The 23,054-nt window shown below is 75.5% G+C and carries 13 protein-coding genes; 6 read left to right on the forward strand and 7 right to left on the reverse strand.

Annotated features, from left to right (window positions below; genetic code table 11):
• Nucleotides 1-62: 62 nt before the first annotated feature.
• Entirely contained in the window at nucleotides 63-1,256 is a 1,194-nt protein-coding gene (locus tag WMF31_RS32935; protein ID WP_436605741.1) for a chorismate-binding protein, read from the forward strand.
• Nucleotides 1,257-1,277: 21 nt separating this feature from the next.
• Here the strand turns inward: WMF31_RS32935 and WMF31_RS32940 are convergent, their stop codons facing one another.
• The 4 genes from WMF31_RS32940 to cysS form a co-directional block, all read right to left on the reverse strand.
• On the reverse strand, nucleotides 1,278-2,717 hold the full coding sequence (locus tag WMF31_RS32940; RefSeq protein WP_436605742.1) for a serine/threonine-protein kinase: 1,440 nt from the start codon (nucleotides 2,715-2,717) through the stop codon (nucleotides 1,278-1,280).
• A 165-nt stretch (nucleotides 2,718-2,882) separates the two neighbouring features.
• The gene (locus WMF31_RS32945; protein ID WP_436605743.1) at nucleotides 2,883-4,019 is read right to left on the reverse strand and encodes an AgmX/PglI C-terminal domain-containing protein; all 1,137 of its coding nucleotides are present in this window, start codon (nucleotides 4,017-4,019) and stop codon (nucleotides 2,883-2,885) included.
• 38 nt (nucleotides 4,020-4,057) lie between these two features.
• Nucleotides 4,058-5,020 carry a DnaJ C-terminal domain-containing protein gene (locus tag WMF31_RS32950; RefSeq protein ID WP_436605744.1) on the reverse strand — a complete coding sequence of 321 codons (963 nt, stop codon included), beginning with the start codon at nucleotides 5,018-5,020 and terminating at the stop codon, nucleotides 4,058-4,060.
• A gap of 168 nt (nucleotides 5,021-5,188) precedes the next feature.
• Nucleotides 5,189-6,754 carry a cysteine--tRNA ligase gene (cysS, locus tag WMF31_RS32955; protein ID WP_436605745.1) on the reverse strand — a complete coding sequence of 522 codons (1,566 nt, stop codon included), beginning with the start codon at nucleotides 6,752-6,754 and terminating at the stop codon, nucleotides 5,189-5,191.
• A 62-nt stretch (nucleotides 6,755-6,816) separates the two neighbouring features.
• On the opposite strand from cysS, the gene WMF31_RS32960 reads away from it, so the two are divergent.
• The 5 genes from WMF31_RS32960 to WMF31_RS32980 all read left to right on the forward strand — a co-directional run bounded on the left by WMF31_RS32960 (nucleotide 6,817) and on the right by WMF31_RS32980 (nucleotide 11,404).
• Nucleotides 6,817-7,605 (forward strand): rhomboid family intramembrane serine protease, encoded by a 789-nt coding sequence (locus tag WMF31_RS32960; RefSeq protein ID WP_436605746.1) that lies wholly within the window; start codon nucleotides 6,817-6,819, stop codon nucleotides 7,603-7,605.
• 166 nt (nucleotides 7,606-7,771) lie between these two features.
• Nucleotides 7,772-8,248 carry a hypothetical protein gene (locus tag WMF31_RS32965; protein WP_436605747.1) on the forward strand — a complete coding sequence of 159 codons (477 nt, stop codon included), beginning with the start codon at nucleotides 7,772-7,774 and terminating at the stop codon, nucleotides 8,246-8,248.
• Nucleotides 8,238-9,125, forward strand: a complete 888-nt coding sequence (locus WMF31_RS32970) for an MlaE family ABC transporter permease (RefSeq protein WP_436605748.1) — start codon at nucleotides 8,238-8,240, stop codon at nucleotides 9,123-9,125. The genes WMF31_RS32965 and WMF31_RS32970 overlap by 11 nt, the downstream gene beginning before the upstream one ends.
• A complete protein-coding gene (locus tag WMF31_RS32975; RefSeq protein WP_436605749.1) occupies nucleotides 9,122-9,613 on the forward strand; it encodes a hypothetical protein in 492 nt (163 codons plus the stop codon). Before WMF31_RS32970 ends, WMF31_RS32975 begins: the two co-directional genes overlap by 4 nt.
• A 132-nt stretch (nucleotides 9,614-9,745) precedes the next feature.
• A complete protein-coding gene (locus WMF31_RS32980; protein ID WP_436605750.1) occupies nucleotides 9,746-11,404 on the forward strand; it encodes a phytoene desaturase family protein in 1,659 nt (552 codons plus the stop codon).
• Between the two features lie 30 nt (nucleotides 11,405-11,434).
• Here the strand turns inward: WMF31_RS32980 and WMF31_RS32985 are convergent, their stop codons facing one another.
• From WMF31_RS32985 to WMF31_RS32995, 3 genes are all read right to left on the reverse strand, one after another.
• A complete protein-coding gene (locus WMF31_RS32985; RefSeq protein ID WP_129345276.1) occupies nucleotides 11,435-11,869 on the reverse strand; it encodes a YkgJ family cysteine cluster protein in 435 nt (144 codons plus the stop codon).
• 300 nt (nucleotides 11,870-12,169) lie between these two features.
• Nucleotides 12,170-18,058 (reverse strand): hypothetical protein, encoded by a 5,889-nt coding sequence (locus tag WMF31_RS32990; RefSeq protein ID WP_436605751.1) that lies wholly within the window; start codon nucleotides 18,056-18,058, stop codon nucleotides 12,170-12,172.
• The gene (locus WMF31_RS32995) at nucleotides 18,055-22,830 is read right to left on the reverse strand and encodes a hypothetical protein (RefSeq protein ID WP_436605752.1); all 4,776 of its coding nucleotides are present in this window, start codon (nucleotides 22,828-22,830) and stop codon (nucleotides 18,055-18,057) included. Before WMF31_RS32995 ends, WMF31_RS32990 begins: the two co-directional genes overlap by 4 nt.
• Nucleotides 22,831-23,054: the final 224 nt, after the last annotated feature.

Below are 23,054 nucleotides of genomic sequence, written 5' to 3' on the forward strand. Positions count from 1 at the left end.
GATCTCGGGCCTACCTTGCCCTCCTTCGCTGGACGCCGCAACGTCGTGTACTCTGCGCCGCGATGAGCCCCCTCGTGACCCGCACCCTGCCCGCCGATCACGTGACGCCCGTCCGCGCGTACGCCGCGCTCCGCGCCCAGTCGCCCGGCCGGTCGTCGTTCCTGTTCGAGTCCGCCGCCTCCGACGAGCGCTGGGGCCGCCACACGATCCTCGGGTACCGGGCGCGCTCCGAGAGCCTGCTCCCGAGCGGGTTCGACCCGTTCGCGGCGCTGGCCGAGGACCTGGCCCAGCTCGAGGCGCCGGAGACGCCGAGCGACCTGGCCGCCCGCGTCAGCCAGGCCTGGGTCGGCTTCCTCTGTTACGACGCGATCCACCAGATCCTCGGCGTCGAGCCGTGGCCCAGCGAGCCGTACCTCGGGCGGGTCATGAAGGACGCGACCGTGGTCGTGTTCGACCACGCGGCGCAGACGATGACCCTCGCCGGCGCGTCGCAGGGCGCCGTGAACCGCTGCGCGTGGGAGCTGGCCCACGGGCCGGAGCTGCGGAGCCTGTCCGCGCCCGATCCGGAGGCGCTGCCCGAGCACCTCGAGGCGGCGATGACGGACGAGGTCTTCGCCGCGAAGGTGGCCGCCGCGCGCGAGCGCGTCGCGGCCGGCGAGGCGAGCGAGGTCGTGCTCGCCCGCGGCTTCCGCGCGCCGCTCCGGGGCGCGGATCCCTTCGACGTGTACCGCGCGCTGCGGCTGCTCGCGCCGTCGCCGCACCTCTACTTCCTCGACTTCGCGGAGTCGCCGTTCGCGCCGGGGCTCACGATCGCGGGCGCGTCGGGCGAGACGCTCGTCCGCGTCGAGCGAGGCCCCGGGGCCGGGTCGCGCCCCGACGACGCGTCGCCCGTCGCGGCGATGCGCGCCGCCCTCCCGGCCGCGACCGCCGTCGGCGCGCCCGCGGCGCGCGCGACCGCCATCGCCCGCCGCCTCGAGGCCGGCCCGCGGCGGATCTACGGCGGCGCGGTCGGGTACTTCGGGGCGGAGGGCGCGGAGATGGCGCACACGCTCGGGGCCGTCTGGCTGGAGGACGGCTACTTCGAGGTGATGAGCGGCGCGCGCATCGGGAACGAGAGCGAGCCCCGCGCCGAAGCCGAGCGGACGCGCCGCGACGCCCGCGCCCCGCTCTCGGCGATCCGCGCGGCGCACGAGGCGCGCAGGGAGCGCGACGCCGCCGAGGAGAAGAGGGCCGCCGCCGAGAAGGCGTCGTCCTGAACCGCAACGCCGGCGGCCGGATCAGTCGCTCGCGAGCGCCTGGTGCAGCCGCGCCCCGTGGGGGACGGCCCCCGCGGAGGAGCTCGAACGCGCCGGGCGAGGCTGCGCGGACGCGGGCGCCGAGGCCGCGCGGGCGCTGAGCTCGGGGCGCGCGAGGGGGGCCCGCCGGAGGGCCGCCGGAGATGCGGCCGCGGGCGCGGGGCGCGCCATGTGGGCGCGGCCCGCGGCGAGCGACGAGAGCACGGCCGCGCGGGCGCCGCTCTCCGCCGCCGGCGCCGGGCGCGTCATCCGCGCCACGGTCACGAGCACCACCACGCCGAGCACCGCGGCGAGGCCGGCCGGGAAGAGCCAGCGCCCGCTCGCGGGCGGCGCGCCGGTCCCGCGCAGCACGCCGGGCTTCTCCGCGCCGAGCAGCGTGTCCGCCATCCCCCGGACCTCGCCCAGCCGCTCGAGGCCGGCCCCCGCCGGCCCGCCCGCGCCGCCGGCCGCCGCCCTCGCCCTCGCCCGCGCGAGCGCCGCGCTCGAGGCCCGCGCGGGCTCCATCGCCGGGCCGCGCACGGACGCCGGCGGCCGCAGCAGGCCAGACGAGGGAGGCGGCGCGAGATCCGCGATCGGGAGGAGCGCCCCCACCATCTCTTCCACCGACCGGAATCGCCGCGACCGGTCGCGCGCGAACGCCTTCTCGAAGAAGCCGTCCAGCGCGGCCGGCAACCTCGGCACGAACCGCGTCGCCGACGGGACCGGGGCGAGCAGGATCTTCGAGGCCACGACGCTCGCGATGTCGCCGGGGAACGGGAGATGGCCGGTGATCACGCGGAACAGGATCGCGGCGAGCGACCAGAGATCGGTCTGCGCATCCAGGCTCCGTTCCGACCGGATCTGCTCGGGGCTGAAGTAATGGAGCGAGCTCGCGCTCACCTCGGCCGCGATCTCGCCCACGAGCCGCGGCGCGGCCGCCCTCGGGAGGCCGAGATCGAGCACCTTCACGATCTCGTCGTCGCCGTCCCGCGCGAGGAAGAGGCTCTCCGGCCGGAGGCTCCGGTGGAGGAGCCCCGCCTCGTGGGCGCGCTGCAGGGCGTCCCCGGCGTGCTCGGCGATGCGCGCGGCCTCCTGGAGCGGCAGCCGGCTGCGCCGGAGCATGCGCGTCGCGAGATCCTCGCCGTGGAGCAGGTCCATCACCACGTGCACCGCGCCGTCCTCGACGCCGTGGTCGTGCACGCGCACGACGTGCTGCGACGGGAGCCCGGCGGCGGCGCGCACCCCGCGCTCGATCCGGTGCAGATCTCCCGCGGCGCCGGCGTGGTCGGGGTCGAAGCGCTTCAGGGCCACGTGCCCGCCCCGCGGCAGCGCGCGCGCGACCCAGACCGAGCCGCGATCGCGGGCGATCCGCGCGCCAGGACGCACGAGCTCCCTCTCGAGCTGATACTTCCCCCCAACGATGGTGCCCGGTGAGATCTCCATTCCCTGAGCCTCCTCCCCCACCGTAAAGTTGCACCTGGAGAAGACGACCGCAATTCGTGGCGGCGTGGATCTCCCGGGCGCTCGCCTCGCGCGTCGATGCGCTGTGAGCGTTCGCACTGCATGAGGCGCGGGGGAGCGCGCGCGGGTGAGCTCCGTTGCTGACCGCTAGGGCTCCAGGCCGTGCGCGTCGGGCGAAAAACGGAGCGGGACAACGAAGCGCAGATCGCCGCCCTCCGGCGCAGGGAACGTGAGCGCGCGCGCGCGACGGAGCACGCAGCGGGTCATGCGTTCGTCCGGGAAGTGCGACTCGACCTCGAACGCCTCGTCGATGGCGCCGCGCTCGGTCACATGAAAGCGGATGGCGAGGCGGCCCCAGAGCGCCGGCGCGGACGCGAGGGCCGCCTCGTAGCACGCCCGCCACGCGGGCAGCGCCTCGGCCGCGGCGGCGGCGATCGCGTCGGGCTCGAGCTCGCCCGGGCCGGGAGCGAGGACGGACGGCGGGGGCTCGACCGGCTCGTCGCCCGGATACACCTGCATCGTGGCCACGACGGTCGAGCCGGCCCTGGCCCTGGGCAGCGAGAGCGACTTCGCCCGCTGCGCGAGGCACGAGGCGACGTCCGGCGCGGAGAGCGTGGAGGCCGTCGCGCGCGCGGCCGTCACCTTGCCGGTGCGGCTCACCGTGAGGCGCACGGTGGTCTTGCCGTGGAGCGAAGGATCCCTGTACGCGCGCAGCCGGTAGCACGAGTACACGTGAATCCAGAGGTGTCGCCGGGCGAGGCGCTCCACCTCGCGCGCCTTGAGCGGCCCCTTGACCTTGACGATGTCCACGATGATGCGCGGCAGCGGGTGCCCCTCGGCCGGAGGCGGCGGCGCCGGCGGGTCTCCCCTGCCCCCGGCGTTCCAGCGGTCGCGCTCCGCGGCCTCCGCCTGGCCCCGCGGCGCCGCGAGCCGGCCGAGCTTGTAGGGCCGGTCGATCTCCACGACGGGGCCGCGGGGCGCGCCCCCCTCGCCGGCCGCGGCGGGCGGCGCGCCGGCCGGCGCGGCCGGGGCGAGCGGATCGCGCGGCGCAGGCGGCTCACGGGGCGCGACGCCGGGCGCCTGCGCGTCCGCCCCGGCGGGCGAAGGCTGGACCGCGGCCGACGCGGGCTGGACCGCCGCCGGCGCCGGCTGGACCGCGGCCGGCGCGGGCGGGGCGGATGCGAGCGGCGCGGGACACTCCGGCGCCGGGGCCACGCACGCGGAGAGCGCGACGGCGGCGGCCGCAAGAAAGGCTCGGGGATCGAACGAGGACGATCGCTTCATGGCGGTTCGGGGATCGAGCGCAGCCCTCGCGCCCGGGCTCAGAACCGGAGCTCGCCGCGCGGCGCCTCGGTCTTCCCGTCGAGCAGCTCGATCGCCTTCGCCACCTCGGGATCGTCGACGGTCGGGACGTGCACCAGGAACTTCACGTAGAGATCCCCCGGCTCCTTGCCCTTGCGGGCGATGCCCTTGCCGCGCAGCCGGATCACCTGGCCCGTCTGGGTGCGCGCCGGGACCTTGAGCGTCACCTCGCCGTCCGGGGTGGGGATGCGGATCTTGTCGCCCCGGTACGCCTCGCCCAGGGTGATCGGGACGTCGAGGTGCAGATCGCCGCCCTCGCGCTTGAAAAAGGGGTGCGGCGTGACGTGGATGTTCAGCAGCAGATCGCCGGGCTCGCCGCCGCCGATGCCCGGGGCGCCCTGGCCGCGGATGCGCAGGCGGCTCCCCTCGGCGGCGCCGGGCGGCACGCGGACGGTCACCGGCTCCGGCTCGCCGGGGCGCTGGAGCTGGAGCGTCGTGCCCCGGACCGCCGACACGAAATCGATGGTGAGGTCCTGCTCGACATCGCTGCCGCGGCCGCGCACGGTCTGGGCGCGGCGGCCCGCGCCGCCGCCGCGCGCGCGCCCGAAGAGATCGCCGAGGATGTCCCCGAAATCGCCGCCGCCGGCGCCGCCGCCGAAGATCTCCTGCACGTCGAAGCCGCCCGGAACGCCGCGGCCCCCGCCCGCGGACCGGGCGCTCGCATAGCGGCGGTAGGCGCGGGCGCGCTCGGCGTCGAAGTTCTGCGACAGGCTCTCCTCCCCGAACTCGTCGTAGAGCGCGCGCTTCGTCTTGTCGCTCAGCACCTCGTGCGCCTGGTTGATCTCCTTGAACTTCTGCTCGTTGGCCTTCCCGGGGCTCTTGTCCGGGTGGTACTTCATCGCGAGCTTGCGGAACGCCTTCTTGATGGTGTCCTCGTCCGCATCACGCGAGACGCCGAGCACGGAGTAGAGATCACGAGCCATGGTCGTCCGTAATCGTTTGTGGATGCCGTGGAGGCCGTCGATGCCGGGCAGGTCCGGGACGCGGGCCGCCGCCGGCCAGCATCGGGCGAGAACCTAGATCCCCCGGCCGTTTTCGTCCACTGGTGCCGAGGTCGGCCGCCGGCGCGGAGCCCGTCCCGGCGAGACGCTTCAGGCGCTCACCCGGAAGGTCGTGCCGGTCGGCGCGTCGGCGACCTCGATGCCCTCGCTCTCGAGCTCCCGCCGGATGGCGTCGCTCCGCGCGAAGTCTTTGGCGGCGCGCGCCTCGGCGCGCTCGGCGAGCTTCGCCTCGATCGCCTGGCGCGTCTTGCCGAGCAACCCGAGGCGCCGCTCCTGCGTGCGGGCCAGGTAGACCGACGGCGGGGTCTGCAGCAGGCCGAGGACGTCGAGCGACGAGCGCAGCGCCGCGTCGAGGCGGCGCGCGAGCGGCGGCGCGGCGCGGGCGACGTCCTGGTCCTTCCGCCGCTTCTGCGCGAGATCGACGAGCTCGTTCGCGGCCTTGGCGAGCTCGGCGACGATCGAGAGGGCCACCGGCGTGTTGAGGTCGTCGTCGAGCGCGGCGGCGACGCGGCCGCGGGCGCCGTCGGCGAGCGCGGCGTGCGGCGCGAGCTCCTTCGGGAGCCTCGCCGGGAGCTCCGCCGCCGCGGCCTCGCCGGCCGCGGCAAGGAGCGCCGACAGCCGATCGAGCGTCGCGTAGAGGTAGTCGACCCGGCGCTCGGCCTCGACCACGCCGGGGAAGACGACGCGGCCGTCGTCCCGCTTGTGGGTGTCGAACGCGATCGGGCCGCGGTAATGGACCGTGAGCAGGAAATAGCGGAGCGCTTCCGGGTCGTTGCGCGCGTAGACGTCGCGGAGCGTGACGAAGTTGCCGAGCGACTTCGCCATCTTCTCCTTGTCGACGTTGACGAAGCCGTTGTGGATCCAGATCGAGGCGAACGGCGCGGCCTCCGGGTGGGCGGCCTCGCTCTGCGCGATCTCGTTCTCGTGATGCGGGAAGATGAGATCCATGCCGCCGCAGTGGACGTCGAAGCCCGCCCCGAGGTAGCGGCCGGCCATGGCCGAGCACTCGATATGCCAGCCGGGGCGCCCCTTGCCCCACGGGCTGTCCCAGCCCCACCCGCCGGGGGCGACCCCCTTCCAGAGCGCGAAATCGAGCGGATCGCGCTTGTCCTCGCACGGGCCGACGCGCGCGCCGACCCGCAGCTCGTCGAGGTTGCGCTTCGAGAGCTTGCCGTACGAGGGAAAGCTGCGGACCGCGTAGTACACGTCGCGGACGCCGCCCGCCTCGCCGGGCCTCTCCACGACGTAGGCGGCGCCTCGCTCGATCAGCCGCTCGACGAGCGCGACGACCTCCGGGATGTGCTCGGAGACCTTCGGCTGGACCTCGGGCTCCAGGCAGCCGAGCGCGGCGATGTCCTCCTGGTACAGGCGCGCCATCCGCGCCGACAGCTCCATGGGGGGCTCGCCGGACTCGGCCGCCCGCTGCAGGATCTTGTCGTCGACGTCCGTGATGTTCCGCGCATAGACGACGCGGAGGCCGCGGGCCGTCAGGTGGCGGGCGAGGATATCCGGAGCGAGCGCGGCGCGGCCGTGGCCCACGTGCGCGACGTCGTACGTCGTCGGGCCGCAGCAGTACATGCGGACCTCGCCGGGCCGGCGCGGGACGAGCAGGGCGAGCTTCTGGGTCAGCGTGTCGTACAGGCGCAGCTCGGACATCGGCCCGGGTCTATCAAGGCAGGCGGATGCTGTCACGGGCCCGCGTGATTAAGTAAACCGGGATGCTGCCCCTCCGCGACCAACTGCCCACCCGCAGGGTACCGCTCGTCAATTACCTGCTGATCGCGCTGAACCTCCTCGGGTTCTTCTGGATGCGATCGGTGATCTCGGCCGGAATCCCGCCCGACCGGCTGCTGTTCGCGTGGGGCCTCGTCCCGGGAACCCTCCTCGCGGAGCCGGAGGACACCTGGTGGACGGTCTTCAGCAGCATGTTCCTGCACGATCCGACGGGGTGGGCGCACCTCGGCGGGAACATGCTGTTCCTCTGGATCTTCGGCGACAACGTCGAGGACGCGCTGGGCAGCCTCCGGTACGCGGCGTTCTATGTGCTGTCCGGGATCGCGGCCGCGGGCGCCCAGATCCTCATCGATCCCGGCTCGACGATCCCGATGGTCGGCGCCTCGGGCGCCATCTCGGGCGTGCTGGCCGCGTACGGGTCGCTCTACCCGCGATCGCCGATCACGGTGCTGAACCCGATCCCGCTCCTGTGGCTCATCTTCGGCCTGTTCCTGGAGTTCCCGGCGTGGCTCGTCATCCTCGAGTACTTCGTGGTGAACCTGCTGAACGGGCTGGGCTCGATCGGCATGCGCAGCGGCGGCGTCGCGTTCTTCGCGCACCTCGGGGGGTTCGTCGCCGGGCTCATCCTGATCCGCCTCTTCATGGTGGGCCGCGCCCCGCGCGAGTACGAGCGCTGGCACAAGTGGCGCTCGCCACCCCGGCGCGCCGCGCGCCCGGGCCGCCGCGTCGACCCGTGGGACCCGGAGCGCCGGCGAGACCCCTGGGGCTACTGACGGCGCGCGGCCGCCCCCGGACGACCACGGTGCTCGCCGTTCGCCCACGATGCAAAAGCGTGATAGCGTGCGGCCCGCAGCGATGCGACGATCCCCTCGAAGGCGCCCCGCCAGCGCGGGCTCGGCGGCCTCCACAGCGTCCCCCCGAGCCAGGCTCCTCGCGCTCGTGCTCGCGCTGGCCGGCTGCGGCGGCCCGTCGTTCGACGGGACGGTCTACCGCGGCCAGGAGATCGCCTTCCGCGTGCCCCCCGCACCCGCGGGCTGGAGGCCGATCTCGGTCTCGGACGCCGCCCTGGCCTACCGCGACGACGCGAACGGGGCGACCATCGCCCTGAACGGCCGCTGCCTCAACGAGGAGGACGTCCCGCTCGTCTCGCTGACGAACCACCTCTTCCTGCACTTCACCGAGCGCGAGGTGCTCAAGCAGGAGGTCGTCCCGTTCGACGGCCGCGAGGCGATGCACACCGTCCTCTCGGCGAAGCTCGACGGGGTGCCGAAGGTGTTCGACGTCTGGGTGCTCAAGAAGAACGGCTGCGTGTACGACATGCTCCTCATCGCAGATCCCGCCCGCTACGCCGCCAGCGAGCCGGCGTTCTCGCGGATGGTCCGCGGCTTCTCGACCCTGCCGGCCGATGACGACTGAGCGCGACAAGACCCCGACGGCGCCGCCGCCCGCCTCGACCAGCGTGGCCCCGCCCAGCATGGGCGCTTCCAGCTTGCCCCCCCGGGCGGCGCCCCCCCTGCTCGCCACGATCAACGACGCGGTCCTCGCGTTCATCGAGCACCTCGGCCAGTTCGGGCGGATGACCTGGGGGGCGCTCGTGGCCATGTTCGAGCGGCCGCTCGAGGTGCGCTCGACCCTCTACCAGATGGAGTCGCTCGGCGTCCGCTCGGCGGCGATCGCGTCCGTGACGGCGCTGTTCGTGGGGATGGTCATGGCGGTGCAGTTCGCCATCGGCCTGCAGAAGTTCGGCGGCATGGAGTACACGGGCCGCATCATCGGCCTGTCCTTCTCGCGCGAGCTCGCGCCCACGCTGACGGCGGTCATCGTCGGCGGCCGCATCGGCGCGGGCATCGCGGCGGAGGTCGGCTCGATGGCCGTCACCGAGCAGATCGACGCCATCCGCGCGCTCGGCGCCAACCCCGTGAAGAAGCTCGTGGTGCCCCGGCTGCTCGCGAGCATCGTGGTCATGCCCGTGCTCGGCGCGTTCGCGCTCGTGCTGGGCTTCGGCGGGGCGATGCTGATCTGCGCGACCGAGTTCGGCATCCCGGCCGGCTTCTTCCTGCGGACGGCGCTCAGCTCCGTCACGTTCATGGATTACTTCAGCGGGATGTACAAGACCCCCTTCTTCGGGGCGATCATCGCGCTGGTCGGGTGCCACTTCGGGCTGATCACGCGAGGCGGAACGGAAGGCGTCGGCCAGTCGACGACCCGCACCGTGGTGGTGACCTCGATCACCATCCTGATCGCGGATTTCTTCCTGACCAAGATGTCGATCCTCTTCTTCCCGAGCCGGTGAGCCCAGCCGGTCGCGAGGGCGCCTCCATGCCGCCGCCGACGTCGCAGCGAACGCGGGCCCGGATCGCTGTCCGGCTCCTGCCGGCGCTCCTCTCGGGGCTCGCGTCCGGGCTCGCGGCGTGCCAGGGCGACGCCGGGAGCCAGGGCGCGGAGGCGGCGCAGCGCGATGCCGGCGCCCTCGCGGCCGAGGGCACGCCCGCGCCGCGGCGCCCGACGCGGTCCTACCATCTCCGGCGGACGGACACCGGCTGCGAGGTCTTCTGGATCGACGGCGATCTCGTCTCGGCGTCCCAGGACATCGTGTGCCCGCCGGACCTCGAGGTGGGAGAGCGCCTTCGCCTCACGGGCAAGACGTGCCTCCGCGAGTCGACGCACACGCCCTCGCGCGCCGTCCCCGTCGTCTGCCCGCTGCCGCTCACGGCCATGGAGAAGGCGGACAGAACACCGCCCGACGCCGGAGCGCCGCCCGACGGCGGTAAACGGCGGTAAATCACCGGGCGCGAGATCGCCGAGGACGAGATCGCCCAGCGCGAGATCGCCGGGCGCGAAAATCGGCGAGCGCGTGGACCCAGGCGCGCGACCAAGCTCGTCTTTCGCGCATCGGAGTCCGAGGGGGGACTCATGAAGCACGCGGATACCGTCGTCATCGGATCGGGCTCCGGTGGGCTCACCGCCGCCCTCGCGCTCGCGCGCGCGGGAGCGAAGGTGATCGTCGTCGAGCAGCACTATCTTCCGGGGGGGTGGACCCACAGCTTCTCGCTGAACGGCTACCTGTTCAGCCCGGGCGTGCACTACATCGGCGGCCTCGGTCCAGGCGGCCCGGTGAGGCGGCTCTACGAGGGGCTCGAGCTCTCGGGCGATCTCGAGTTCTGCGAGCTCAACCCGGACGGGTTCGATCACCTGCTCATCGGCGAGGAGCGGTTCGACGTGCCCAAGGGCTTCGATCGGCTCGTCGCCCGGCTGACCGAGCGGTTCCCGCACGAGGCGGAGGGGATCGCGCGGTACTTCAGCGTCCTCCGCGGGCTGAACGACGAGCTGCTCCGCATGGACACGATGCTCGAGTTCCCGAAGGTCCTGCTCGTGCCGCTCAGGGCGCCCCACCTCCTGCGCTGGGGGTTTCGCACGCAGGAGGCGCTGCTCGACGCGACGATCCGCGATCCGATGCTCCGGGCGATCCTGTCCGCGCAGGGGGGCGACCACGGGCTCCCGCCGTCGCGCGTGTCGCTGCCGCTCCACGCGAGCGTCGCCGCCCACTACTTCGACGGCGGGTACTACCCGCGCGGCGGCGCCAAGCGCATCCCGCTCGCGATGATCAAGGCGCTGCGCCGGCGCGGCGGGGAGATCCGGATGCGCGCGCGGGTGCGGCGCATCCTCGTCGAGCGCGGGCGGGCGGCGGGCGTCGAGCTGGAGGGCGGCGAGATCCTGCGCGCGGCGAACGTCATCTCGAACGCGGACCCGGCCATCACCTTCGGCGAGCTGCTCCCGCCCGAGAGGACCGCCCGCGAGCGCCGCAAGATCCAGCGGATGGAGTACTCCGTCAGCCTGCTCAGCGTGTTCTGCGCCGTGGACATGGACCTCCGGGCGATGGGCTACGACTCGGGCAACTACTGGTGGTACCGCACCCGGGACGTGGGCCGCATCTACGAGCGCGCGGAGTACCAGCTCCCGCCCGGCGCGGTGGACGGCCTGTTCCTGACCATCACGACGCTGAAGGACCCGGGGCACCCGACGCAGGGCCGACACCACACGATCGAGATGTTCACGTTCGTGCCCCACGACCCCTTCACGCGCTGGGAGGAGACCCGCACGGGGGAGCGGGGGGCCGACTACGAGAAGATGAAGGAGTCGCTCGGAGATCAGATGATCGCCGCGGCGGAGAACATCATCCCCGGCATCTCCCGCGCGCTCGTGTTCCGCTCGGTGGCGACGCCGCTGACCAACGATTTCTACTGCGCGACGCACCGGGGCGCCGCCTACGGGACCGCCAAGACGCCCTGGCAGCTCGGCCCGCTGTCGTTCTCCATCGGGACGAGGATCCCGGGGCTGTACCTGTGCGGGGCGAGCACGCTGAGCCACGGGGTGGCCGGCGCCGCGATGTCAGGCCTGTTCGCGGCGCAGCGCATCACGGGCGCGGCGCGCGTCGAGGACCTGCTCGGCCCGGCCGACGGCTCGCTGCGGGTCTACCCGGCCGACCGGCCGGAAGAGTGGCTGCCCGCGCGGATGCAGGCGAGCGCGGCGGCCGACGCGGCAGGGGTCGACGAGCTCGACGAGGTCGCGTGAGCCCCCAGCGCGCCGCACCGCCGCCAAGCGCTAGCCCTTCGAGCGGCTCTCGCCGGCCTGGGGCCTCGGGCGGAACGTGATCTGCACGAGCGGCATCACGTCCGGCTCGCCCTGCGTCTCGCGCTCGAACTGGAGCACGTCGTAGTAACCGCACCGCGGCCTGCCGGGGTAATCACGGCAGACCTCGGGCCGCGCCTCGTAGATCGTGCAGCCGCGCGTCGTGAGATCGAGGAAGCGGCAGACGCGCCCGAGCAGCGGATCGGCCTGCCGCCGGAGGATGCGCTCGCCGCCGTAGCGCTTCGTGAAGCGCTGCTCGGCGGACTCGACGCTCAGGCCGAAATGGCGGGCGAGCCGCCGCAGATCGCGCGGCGTCACCTCGACGCGCTCGTAGATGGAGCAGCAGTAGGCCGGGCACTTCGAGCAATCGTAAGAGACGCGGGGCTTGGCCTTGAGGGTCGTCGTCATGGATCGTGAGGGGACGTGCAGGCGGTGCCGGAGGAGAGGGGCTGGGCGCTCGCTGGCAGGCGGCGGAGCATACGCGTCCGCGCGGGCCTCCGCGACGGCGAAGTGCTCGCGAAGCGCGCGCTCAACATAGCGCCGGGGCGCGCGATGACGAGCGCCCGAGCGCTCCCCCTCCCCGCCCTCAGGTGGTGGTCACGTTTGGGGTGCTCACCGGAGGGGCTGGAGTGCAGGCGGGCCACAAAAGGGGCCCGCCGGAACGCAAGCCCCGGAGGTGAGCACCCCAAACGTGACCACCACCCGCCCTCACTCGCTGAACCCGAGCTGCTCCCGCGCCTCGGCCAGGCCGTCGCTCACGGCGAAGACGATGAGATCGCGCGCCTCCGCGTTGCGCCCGATCCAGGTGATGCGCTCCTTGCCCCCGGCGGGCGGCGCGTTCGTGTTGCCGCCGGACCACGCGATGCCCGTGAGGGCAATGTTGAGGTCGCCGACCGCGAGGAACGCGGTGCGGCTGCCCCAGCCGTTGACCGCCGTGTTGAGGGTCGACGCGCGGTTGCCGATCGAGCCGATGACGTCGGCCGCGAGCACGCCGAGCTGCGGATCGACGCCGCCCGTCATGGCCCGCTCGATGCGGCCCTGGTAGTCGCGGAGCCGCGTGGCGTCGGCGCCCTGCGGCGTCCAGGAGGGGGAGAAGGCCTTGAGGTAGGCGGCGAGCAGCGGCCAGAGGTCGATCGGCGCCGTCCGCGAGAACGCCGCGCCGTTGGTCTGAAGGATCTTGACGGCGCGATGGATAAGGAAAAGCCGGACGTCGTCGCGCGGCGAGGTGACGAGCGCCTGGCCGAGCACGATCTTGGGCGGGCTCGACGACGCCGGGACGCAGACGGGGCCGAGCGCGGCCGTCATGTAGACTTGCAGGCCAGGGAGGCCGTACGCCGCCCCGACGCCGCGCGCGAGATCGGTGACGTCGGCGTGGTGAGGCGGCAGCGGCGTCGCGCGGATGGAGTCGAGGTCGTACGGCACCGCGGCGTCGAGGAGCGGGCCCGTCTTGAGCAGGAGCTCGCGGAACGCCGGGGTCATGACGTCCGGCGCGAGGAAGCTGTCGAGGCGGGCCGCGCCGGCGGCGTTGCCCGCGCCGCCCATCGCGGCCTCCTGGCCCTGGAGCGCGGCGACGGTCGCGCGCGCGATCCTCGAGGCGCTGGGGCGCCCGCGGAGCTCCGCCACCGTGGCCACCGTCGAGAACAGGTAGGGCTCGAAGCGGCCGGTGTTGAGCGCGCGGCGCGCGTCGGCGAGGGCGCGGTCGAGCAGGACGTTGGCCGCGGAGACCTGCTCGGTGCGCTGGTAGAAGCGGGCCAGCGCGCCCAGCGCGGCGTCGTCCTTCGGCCACGTCTTGCGGGCCGTGAGCAGCGTGGCCTCGGCCTTCTTCATCTCGCCCATCGCCTCGTAGATCTCGGCGAGCTCGGCGGTGCGGCGGCACTTCTGGTCGGGCGCCTCCGCGGCGCCGATGAGCAGGTTCTGCTGCTCCAGCGCCCGGGCGCCGTCGCCGGCGCGCTTGTAGAGGGCGACGAGGCGCTCGCGCGCGCCCACGTCGTCCGGGGCGCGCTTCAGGATCTCCTGGTAGGCGAGCTCGGCGCGCTCCGCGTTCGGCACGTGCTCGTCGTAGAGCTCGCCGAGGCGGAGGTAGATCGCGGCCTGCTTCGCGGGGTCGGGCACGAGGCGCGCGAGCCGGATCCACGCCTGCTCGGCGCCGGTCCAGTCGCCCTCGCCGGCGCAGACGTCGGCGTACGCGGACAGGGCCTCCACGTGGTCGGGGTTCGCGTCGAGCGCGGCGGCGAGCGCCCGCTTGGCGGCGCTCGCGTCGCCGACGTCGGCGAGCGCGCGGCCGCGGAGCACCTCCATCTCGACGCGCTCCGCCGGATCGGTCACCGCGTCGAGGCGGCGCTCGAGGAGCGCGGCCAGCTCGGCGCGCGCCCCCTCGGCGACGTAGATGGCCTTGAGGCGCGAGAAGACGTCGGCGTACGACGGGTCGACCGTCGCGACCGCCTCCAGGACGTCGCGGGCGCGCGCGGCGTTCTGGACCTTGTCCTGCCAGAGGACCGCCGCGGCGTAGAGCGAGTGCGCCCGCCCCTCGGAGCCGACGCTGGCGCCCGCCGCCGACTCGAGCGCGGCGGCGGCCGCGGCCGCGTCGTCGCCGCGCTCGAGCGCGTCGGCGAGGTCGAGGTGCGCGACGAGGTAGTGCGGGACGAGCGTGATCGCGTGGCGGAAGAAGGCCACGGCGTCCTCGATCGAGCCGGCGAGGAGGGCGTCCTTGGCGGCGCGCACGGACAGGGCGGCGGCCTCGGACGGGCGATCGGTGCGCTCGATGAGCTGGCGATCCGCCTCGATCGCGAGGGCGTGATCCTCCTTCGCGCGGGCGTGGGCGGCCATCTGGCGCAGCGCCCAGATGCCCCGCGGCTCGTTCCGGTACGCGATCTGGACGGGCTCGAGCGTCTCCTCCCACGGGAGCACGCGCATGCGCAGCCGCGCGGACAGGAGCGCGTGCGCGATCGCCTCCGGGCCGTCGAGGACGCGCGCGATCTCGAGGGCGATGGGCTCGAGCTCCTCGTCGCGCCCCTCGGAGATCAGGGAGGAGGCGACCTTGCGGAGCGTCGGCAGGTGGTGCGGCGTCTCCTCCAGGATCGAGCGGCGCCAGAGCAGGGCGCTGCCAGCGTCCCTGCGCCCGAGCTCGTCGAGCTCGGCGAGGCGCTCGTAGAGCTCGAGGCGCTCGGCCGGGTCCGACGCCTCGCGGGCGCGCGGGATCAGGGCGTCGACGAGCTCGCCGGCGCCGTGGCCGGCGACGGCCGCGCGGTGGAGGACGATCGGCGCGAGCGCCGTGTCGCCCGCGGCGATCGCCTGGCGGGCGCACGCGGCCGCCTGCCCGAGGTCGCCGGCGCGCTCGTACTCGAGGGCGGCCTCGAGCGCGAGGCGGGCGGCCTCGACGCTGGCCGCCGCCTGGCTGCCGCCCTCGGGGGTCTGGCCCTCGGCCTCCCGCATCGCCTCGGCGGCGCGCTCGGCGCGCCAGGCGGCGCGGTCGGCCGGGGGCTCCGGCGCGAGCCGCTCGAAGAGCTCGCGCAGGCCGATGTCCTCCGGGCGCGAGCGGTGCGCCGCCTCGAGGAGCGACGCGGCCGCCGCGGCGTCGGCCTCGGCGACGAGGAGCGCCTCGCGGACGAGGTCATGGGCCCGCTCCAGCGGATCGGCGGCGCCCTCGCGGCGGCTCCTGAGCCACTCGAGGAGGCCGTCGCGGTCCACCCGGGCGCGGGCGCTCCGCTCGCCGAGGTGCAGCGCGACCGGGAGCTTCGGATCGATCTGCGCGGCGCGCGCGAGCAGGCGCTCTCCCTCCTCGCCGTCGCCGCCGTCGAGCAGGCGGATCGCGGCCTCGGTGACGAGCACCGCGGCGCGCGGCCCCTCGTCGAGCGTGAGCGCGTGCTCCGCGAGGATGCGGGCGGCGCCGACGCCGCTCTCCTGGGCGGCGCGGGCGCGCGCGGCGCCCTCGTGCTGCGGATCCGCGGCGCGGGCGCGATCGAGGTCGCTCATCGCCGCCCGCTGGTCGCCCGCGATCTCCGCGATGACGGCGGCGGCGAGCGCGCTGTCGCGCTCGGACGCGACCTCGCGGAGCGCCGCCACGGCCCGGGCGACGCGGGCGCCCTGGTCGCCGTCGAGATCGAGCTCGAGCGCGAGGGCCCGGAAGATCGGGCTCTCGGACGCGGTGTCGCCGTAGGCGAGCACCGCGCGGGAGAAGGCGTCGCTCGCGTCGACGCCGCCCTCGGCGGCGATGGCCTCGCGCGAGAGCGCGCGGCCGAGCCCCGCGGCCGCGCGGGCGGCCGGGCCCCCGGGGGCGCGCACGGAGCGCTGCGCGCGCGCCCCGCCGGACGGCTCCCCGTCGCTCGCGCCGCTCGCCGCGGCGGGGTCGCTCAGGGCGGCGCTCGCCGCGGCGCAGAGCGGGGCGAAGTCCGGATCGTCGTCGAGGGCGGCGAGCCAGGGCTCGACCTCGTCCGAGGAGCCGCCGGCGAGCGCCGCGAGGACGACGCGATCGGCCGGCGAGAACGCCTCGTCGGCCCCGTCGGCCTCGAGCGTGGCGGCGCGGGCGGCGGCGGCGTCGCCGAGCTCGATCGCCTGCGCCGCGAGGGCGCGGCGCGCCTGCCCGCCGTGCGAGCCGGACGCGGCGCTGCGGAGCGCGTCAAGCGCCGCCTGGCGGGTCTCCTTGCGCGCGGCGCCCAGCGCGGCGATGAGCCACGCGGCCGCGGGCGCGAGCGAGGTGTCGCGGAGCGGCTCGAGGCCCGCGAGGCACCCGGTCAGGTCCCCGGCGCGGAGCTGGGCGCGGGCGCGGAGCAGCGCCTCGTACGGCGTGGCCGGCGCGCGCCCGCGGCGCGGCGCGCCGCGGTGCACGGCCACCTGGGCGCACGCCGCGGCGAGCGGCGCGAGCTCGGGCGCGTCCGGGAGGCGGAACCGCGCGAGCGCCGCGGAGGCCGCCGCGTCCGCGTCGGGCGCCGCGAGGGCGTCGCAGAAGCGCTGGACGTGCGGCCGAGGGTCGGCGGGGTGCGTCCGGGCCGCGAGCTCCATGCGCTTGTGCGCGCCCTCGGGATCCTCGAGCGAGACGCGGGCGATCTCGGCGCCGAGCACCAGGTTGTGGCAGCGCGCGGCCGGCACGCCGAGGACGCGGGTCTCGGCCTCCAGCGCGTCGAGCGCGGCGGGCAGGTCCCCCTCGCGCATCAGGAGCCCGCGGAGCTGCCGGTGCGCGAAGATCAGGTTCGGGCAGAGCTCGCGCGCCTCGGCGGCGACGGCGCGGGCGGTCGCGTCCTCTCCGGCCATCACGTAGAGCTCGGCGACGGGGAGGAGCGCGCGGGCGCGCGCGGTCGGGTCCTCGATGAGCTCCGCCTCGGCGCGGAGCCATGAGGCGCGCGCCGCCCACGCGTCGCGCTGCTGCGACTGGACGAGGATCGCGCTCGCGTCCTGCTCGCTGTCGAACACGGACGCGGGCGGCGGGATCGACGGCAGCGGCGGGAGGCTCTCGCCTTCGCGGCGGGAGGGGGCCCCGCTGGGCGACGAGTGCGGCGGGGCGCTCGCGCGCGGCGACGAGTACGGCGGGGCGCTCGCGCGCGGCGACGAGTACGGCGGGGCGCTCGCGCGCGGCGACGAGTGCGGCACCGGGGTCGCTCGGGGCGGCGTGAGCGGCGCGGGGGCCGCCGGCCTCGTGCTCGCGACGCGCGTCTGCGCGAGATCGTCCTCGTCGAGCAGGCTGGACTCGTCCACGAGCTCGCCGGGATCGCTGTCGGCCGCGGCCCGATTCCAGAGATCGGCGGCGGGCGCGTCGCCGGCGAACGGCCGGGTGCTCGGCCCCTCGTCGTCCAGGGCCTTCGTCTCCTCGTCGTCGAAGCCCGCGGTGTCCTCGTCGTCGAAGCGCGCCGCCCCCTCGCCGTGGAGGCCCGGCGGCGCCGAGAGCCCGCCGCCGACCTCGCTGGGCGGCGCGAACTCGAACGGCGAGTCGCCGCCGTCGGGGATGGGCGTCGCGCGGTCGCCCAGCTCGACGGCGTCGTCGGGGTGCGCGGCCGGCGGGCTCGGGGGCGGCGCCGGCGGCCGCGGCGAGGCGCCGCGGGGCTCGGGCCGCGGCCCGCCAGGCCGCGCGGACGCGGCCTGCGGCGGGATCCTCGGCGTCCGATCGCCCGGCGAGGGCTCGACCCCCAGCGGCGCCGCGGCGTCGCCCGCCCTGCCCGAGCGGGGCGGGATCGCGGGCCGGGGCAGCGACGGCGGGCGCGGCGGCGTCAGGGGCCCCACCCCCGCGGTCGTCCGGCGCGCGCCAGGCAGCGCGGGCGCCGAGGTCACGACGCCGTCGTCCGCGTCGGCGTCGGGGCGCGGGTCCTCGAAGAGCATGTCGAGCAGCGCGTCGCCCTGCCCGGCGCTCGGCGCCGACCGGGGGGGCGCCGGGATCGGCTCGCGGGAGAAGAGCTGCTTCAGGCCGCCCTCGCCGGCGCGCTCCCCTTCCTCGGCGCGGATCGACTGGATGAGCTCTTCGGGGATCTTGGCGAGGAGCGTGGCCTCCTCGACGTCGGCGTCCGAGACCGCCGCGCCGTACATCGCCGGCGGCGGGACCGTGATCTTCTCCTGCGACGGGGTGCCCTCGTCGCCGCCAGGAGAGCCCTTGGATTGCGGATTCTTGCTCACCGGACCCCCATCCCGAGCTTCCGGCGAAGCTCGAGGTAGCTCTGGGAAAGGACGAACGCGATCAGCTGGCGCGCCCGCTCGCTCTCGGCGACGGCGCCTCCGAGCTGGTCGCGCGGCGTGCTCAGGATGTCCGAGAGGACCAGGGAGACGTCGCCGGCGGCGATGACGGCCATGCGGTCGATGCTCCTGCGCGCGGCCTGCGCCCAGCGGCGCGGATCCTGCTGGCTCGCGACGATGCGCTGGCACACGTCCGCGATGGCCTTGCGGGTCGCGCGCGACATCTCCTTGTGGATGGCGCGCGCGACCTCGCCGTACACCGCGTACGGGGGCTGCGGGACCGAGAGGCCCGCCTCGATGCAGGACGCCGCGACGAGCGAGGCGACGGTGTTGTCGTCGCGCGTCCTGAGCGACGTGATGCCCCGGCGCAGGGCGAACGCCTCGCGCGCGATCGCCGAGCGCGCGGCGGCGTCGAGCGGCGTCGTGATCTCGGGGCCGAGCACGAGCGCCGGCAGCTGGCCGTAGACGCCCGTCGCCCCGCGCGGGTTCGGGCCGCCGACGTAGAGCTCGAAGTCCGTCTCGAAGCTGAGCGCGCCCATCCACTCGGCGACGGCCACGCGCAGCGGGTGGCCGCCGCGGGAGTCGATGCGGTCCCGCTTGCCCACGCCGAGCGACACGAGCGAGGGGCCGAGCGCCATCGAGATCGTCTCGGCCATCCTGGCGAACAGCTCGCCGACGGGCCCGGTGTCGAGCGGATCGGCGATCTCGGCCATGGCCGTGGCGTCGAGGGCGATCTGCGGCCGCGCCGGGACGCGGGCGTCGATCTTCCTGAGCTCCGCGGAGATGCCCTCGTCGATCCTGCCGAGCGCGACGAGCGCGCCCAGCGTGGCCTGCCGGAGCGCCGCGTCCTGCCCCGCGCCCGCGATCTTCGCGAGCAGCCCGACCCGGTCCGCGTCGCACGGGTCCGCCGCGAGCGCCTGGATCAAGGTCGCCTTGGCGCGGCCGAGCACGCGGGTGCGGAACGCCGGCTCGTAGCCCGTCGTGAGCACGAGATCGATCGCCTCGCCGTCGTCCGGCACCTCCTCGAGGAGCCTCGCGACCGCCCGCTCCGCGCGGAGCGGGGCGCGGAGCTGGTCCCGGTAGATGGCCATCGCGAGCCGCGCCGCCTCGCTCCGCCCCTCGGCGGTGTCGCGCTCGACCATGAGCTCCTCGAGCAGGCGCGTGGCCTCCTCCCAGGAGCCGACCCGGGCGGCGACCCGGACGAGGCGCTCGCGGACCGGGAGCGTCGACAGCCCGGCCCGGTGGAGGCCGACCAGCACGTCGAGCGCCCTGTCGTGCTCGCCCCGCTTCTCGTACACGTCGACCGCGGTGATCCCCGACATCAGCCGCTGCTCCGCCGGGGCCTTCGCGACCCGCGAGAGCTCGGCGTAGAAGGCCGCCGCCTGGCCGAGATCGCCCTTCGCCCTCGAGATGTCGGCCGAGAGCGCCAGCGCGCCGATGTGGTCCGGCTCGAGCAGCGTCACGTTCTCGAGCGCGGCGAGCGCCTCGTCGAGCTTGCCCTTCTTGCGGAGCACGCGCGCGCGCTCCCAGAACAGCTTGCAGATCTCGAGGTCGTCGTCGGCCACGCCGAGCCGCCGCTCGATGATGTCGAGCAGCCGATCGTCCTCGTTGCGCGCGCGGATCCGGCGGAACAGCCGATCGAAGGCGACGCCGCGCCGCGCGTCGCGCGCGAAGGCGCGATCGAAGGCGATCTCCGCGTCGTCGTGGGCCTCGGTGTGCTCGAGGAGCAGCAGGCCCGCGCCCTCCCAGAACTCCGCGCCGCGCGCGTCGTCCTTGCAGAGCGCCCCGAGCTGCGCCGAGGCGAGCGCCGTCGACACCGGGTCGCGGAGCGCCTCCGAGGCCGCGCGGACCCCCTCCCACGCGGCGATGTCGTCGGGCCGCCGCTCGACCACCGCGCGGAACGCGGCGAGCGCCCGCTCGTGATCGCCGGCCGCGAAGTCCGACCAGCCCGCGAGCCCGAGCGCGATGAGCTGCGCGTCCTCGCCGAGCACGTCGCCGAGGCCGAGCAGGGCCGCGGCGCGCCGGCGCGGGTCGCAGCCGGGCAGCGCGAGCTCCAGGTTCGCGAGCTGCGCGGGCGCGTGCTCGCCCGAGAGGAACGGCCGCGGCAGGTTCGGCTGGTCGAGCGCGCCGACGATCGCGGCCGAGGCCTCCATCGCGGCGCGGGCCTCGCACTCGAGGTGCCGCGCCACGGCGCTCCGCGCGGCGACCTCCGCCTCGCGATCCTCGGCGCCGAGCGCCGCGCCGAGCCACTCGAGGTCGGCGTGGAGGCTCGGATCGGCCTCCGCCCACGCCGCGGCGCGCGCCGCGGTGAGCGCGCGGTCCTGGTCCAGGGCGCGCGCGAGGCGGAAGCGCTCGGCGTGCGCGATGGACGCGGCCCCGTCGCCCCGCTCCTCGATGAAATCGAGCGCGCGCTCCACGGCGTCCCGCTGCTCGAGGGCCGGCTGGAAGAGGAGCCGCCCGAGCGCGGCCGCGAGCGCGAGATCGTCGCTCGCCTGCGACTCCAGGGCCTCGAGCATCGCGAGCGCCTCGTCCGCGTCGCCGCCCTCGGCCGCGCCGGCCTCGAGGCCGAACCGCGAGAGCGCGAGCGCCGCGGGGCTCTCGCCCGCCTCGCCCGCCACCTCGAGCGCGCGGCGCCGGCCGTGGAGGTCGTCGGCCTCGTGGCCCCGGAGCGCCCAGGTGAGCGCCGTCGCGCCCGCGCGCGGGGCCTTGCCGCGCGCCGCCTCGAGCTCGTCGACGGCGCGCGCGCGCTCGCCGGCGCGGAAGAGCAGGATGGCCGCCTCGATGTGCAGCGCCGCCGAGAGGGCGTCGTCGTCGGTCGCCGCGGCGCAGGCCGAGAGCGTCGCGGCCGCGGCGGCGGGGCTGCCGGCGCGCCGGTCGAGCTCCGCCAGGAACACCGCGACGACCTCGTCCGCCGCGGACCGCTCGAAGAGCGCGCGGAGCCGGGTCCGCGCGCGATCCAGATCGCCGCCCCGCGCGCTGCGCAGGGCCGCGACGAGCCAGAGCCCGCGCGCGGTCTCCTCCCCCTCGACCTCCGCGAGCGCCTCGATGACCATCGGCGAACGCCTGGGGCCGGGGGCGCCGGGCTCATCGGCGCGCTCGCGCCGGCTCCGGACGAGATCGACCGCGAACGCGCCGAGCGCCCGGCCGAGCCACGCGTTCGGCGCGGCGCCGCCGTCCTCCGCGCCGGCGCCGGCGAGCTCGGCGAAGGCGCGCTCGGCGCCGTCCGCGTCGCCCCGGAGGAGGCGGCCCCGGCCGATCTCGAACCACAGGCTCGCCTTCTCGCCCGCGTCGGCGCCGGTCGAGAGCAGCCGCTTCGTCGACTCCTCGTACCAGGCCGCGTCGCCGCGGAGCGCCGCGAACGACCGGCCGAACCGCGCGAGCACGCCCGGGTTGACGCCGGCCATGCCCGCCTGCGACAGCGCCGCCTTCGCCGCGCCGACGTCGTCCGTCCGCACCGCCCACACGTAGGCCGCGAGGAGCAGCGCGCGCCCCCTCGCCTCGTCGCTGCCGTACGACGCCGCGGTCGCCTCGAGCGACGCCGCGAAGGCCGCCGGGTCCTGCCCGTCGCCGAGCAGGTCGATCTCCAGCGCGCGCGCCGGGATGCACTGCGGATCGGCCGCGAGCGCGCTCCTGAGCGCCGCGAGCGCGGCCTCGCGATCGCTCGCGAGCGCGGCCGCCTCGGCGACGCGCAGCCACAGCGCCGCCGCGCCGGGCCCGCTGGCGCCGCGCTCGATCTCCTGCCGGGCCAGGGTCGCGGCGGCCTCGGCCTCGCCGGCGGCCTCGAGCGCGGCGATGCGCGCCCGCGCGAGCAGCGCCGACCCGGGCAGCCGCTCCGCGGCCCGCTCGAGCAGCGACGCGAAGCCGCCCGTGCCGGCCCGCTGGGTCAGCTCGGCCGCGCGCAGCCACGCGTCGGCCGCGTGCTCGGGCTTGCGCAGGAGCCGGGGGACGCCGTTCGCGTCGCCGCTCGCCTCGTCGTCCAGGGCGTCGGCGATGAGCTCGGCCTGCCCCTCGAGGGCGCGCGCGAGCGCCCCGAGGTCCTGCTCGCGGCTGGCGATGGCCTCGAGGGCGAGCTGCGACTTGAAGCGCGCCCGCCCCTCCAGCGCCGCCGCGGCGTCGAGCAGCTCGTAGGCGCGCTCGACGCTGTCGGTCGCCGCCGCGAGGTCGGCGAGCTCGATGAAGAGCAGCCCCTTCCACGTCGCGTCGGTCGCGAGCTCCGCGCGGGCCTCGAGCGCGCGCATCCGGCCGGCGAGGTCGCCCTCCTTGGCCGCGATGAGCTCGAGCTCGAGCCACGGCGTCGCGTCCTCCGGGTTGCTGAGCGCCGCCTCCTCGAGGGCCTCCTTGGCCGCCGCGAGGTCCTGCTCGTGGTCCTGGAGGTACGCCGCGCGCTCCCAGAACGCGCGCGCCCGCTCCTCGGGCGTGGCCGCGGCGCGCGTGAGCGCGTCGAGCAGCTTGCCCAGGTTCTTGATCGACTTGCGCCGCGTGAGGATGCGGACGAGCGCCTCGAGCGGCTCCCTGAACTGGGGATCCGCGTTGAACGCGGCGAGGTAGTCGCGCGCCGCGGTGGGCTCCTCGCCCAGCGCCTCCTCGAGCGCGCCGAGCTCGTGCAGCAAGAGCGCCTGGAGCTGTCGTTCCGGTTGCTCTGCCTGCTCCGCGCGGAGACGCGCGATCAGGGCCGTCATGCTCTCCACCTGACCCTCGGGTGCCTGAACCGTCATCTCGCTTCGCTACGCCTCCGAAGGGGGTCCCATTTGTGCGCAACGCATGACGATGGCGGAGAGTAGCGAACCGAAGCGCGCCGAGTAAAGCGCGCCGGGCATGGAGGAGCGCCCGGGGTGAGCGCGAGCAGCGCCGCGCGCGGAGGATCGTCCCGCGCGGCGATCCTGCATGCGGCGCGCGGGGGCACACCCGCGCGGCGTCCTTCATGCGGCGCGCGGGGGCG

Source organism: Sorangium sp. So ce1036, assembly GCF_051369805.1.
In the GTDB taxonomy this organism is placed as follows: Bacteria; Myxococcota_A; Polyangia; order Polyangiales; family Polyangiaceae; genus Sorangium; species Sorangium cellulosum_F.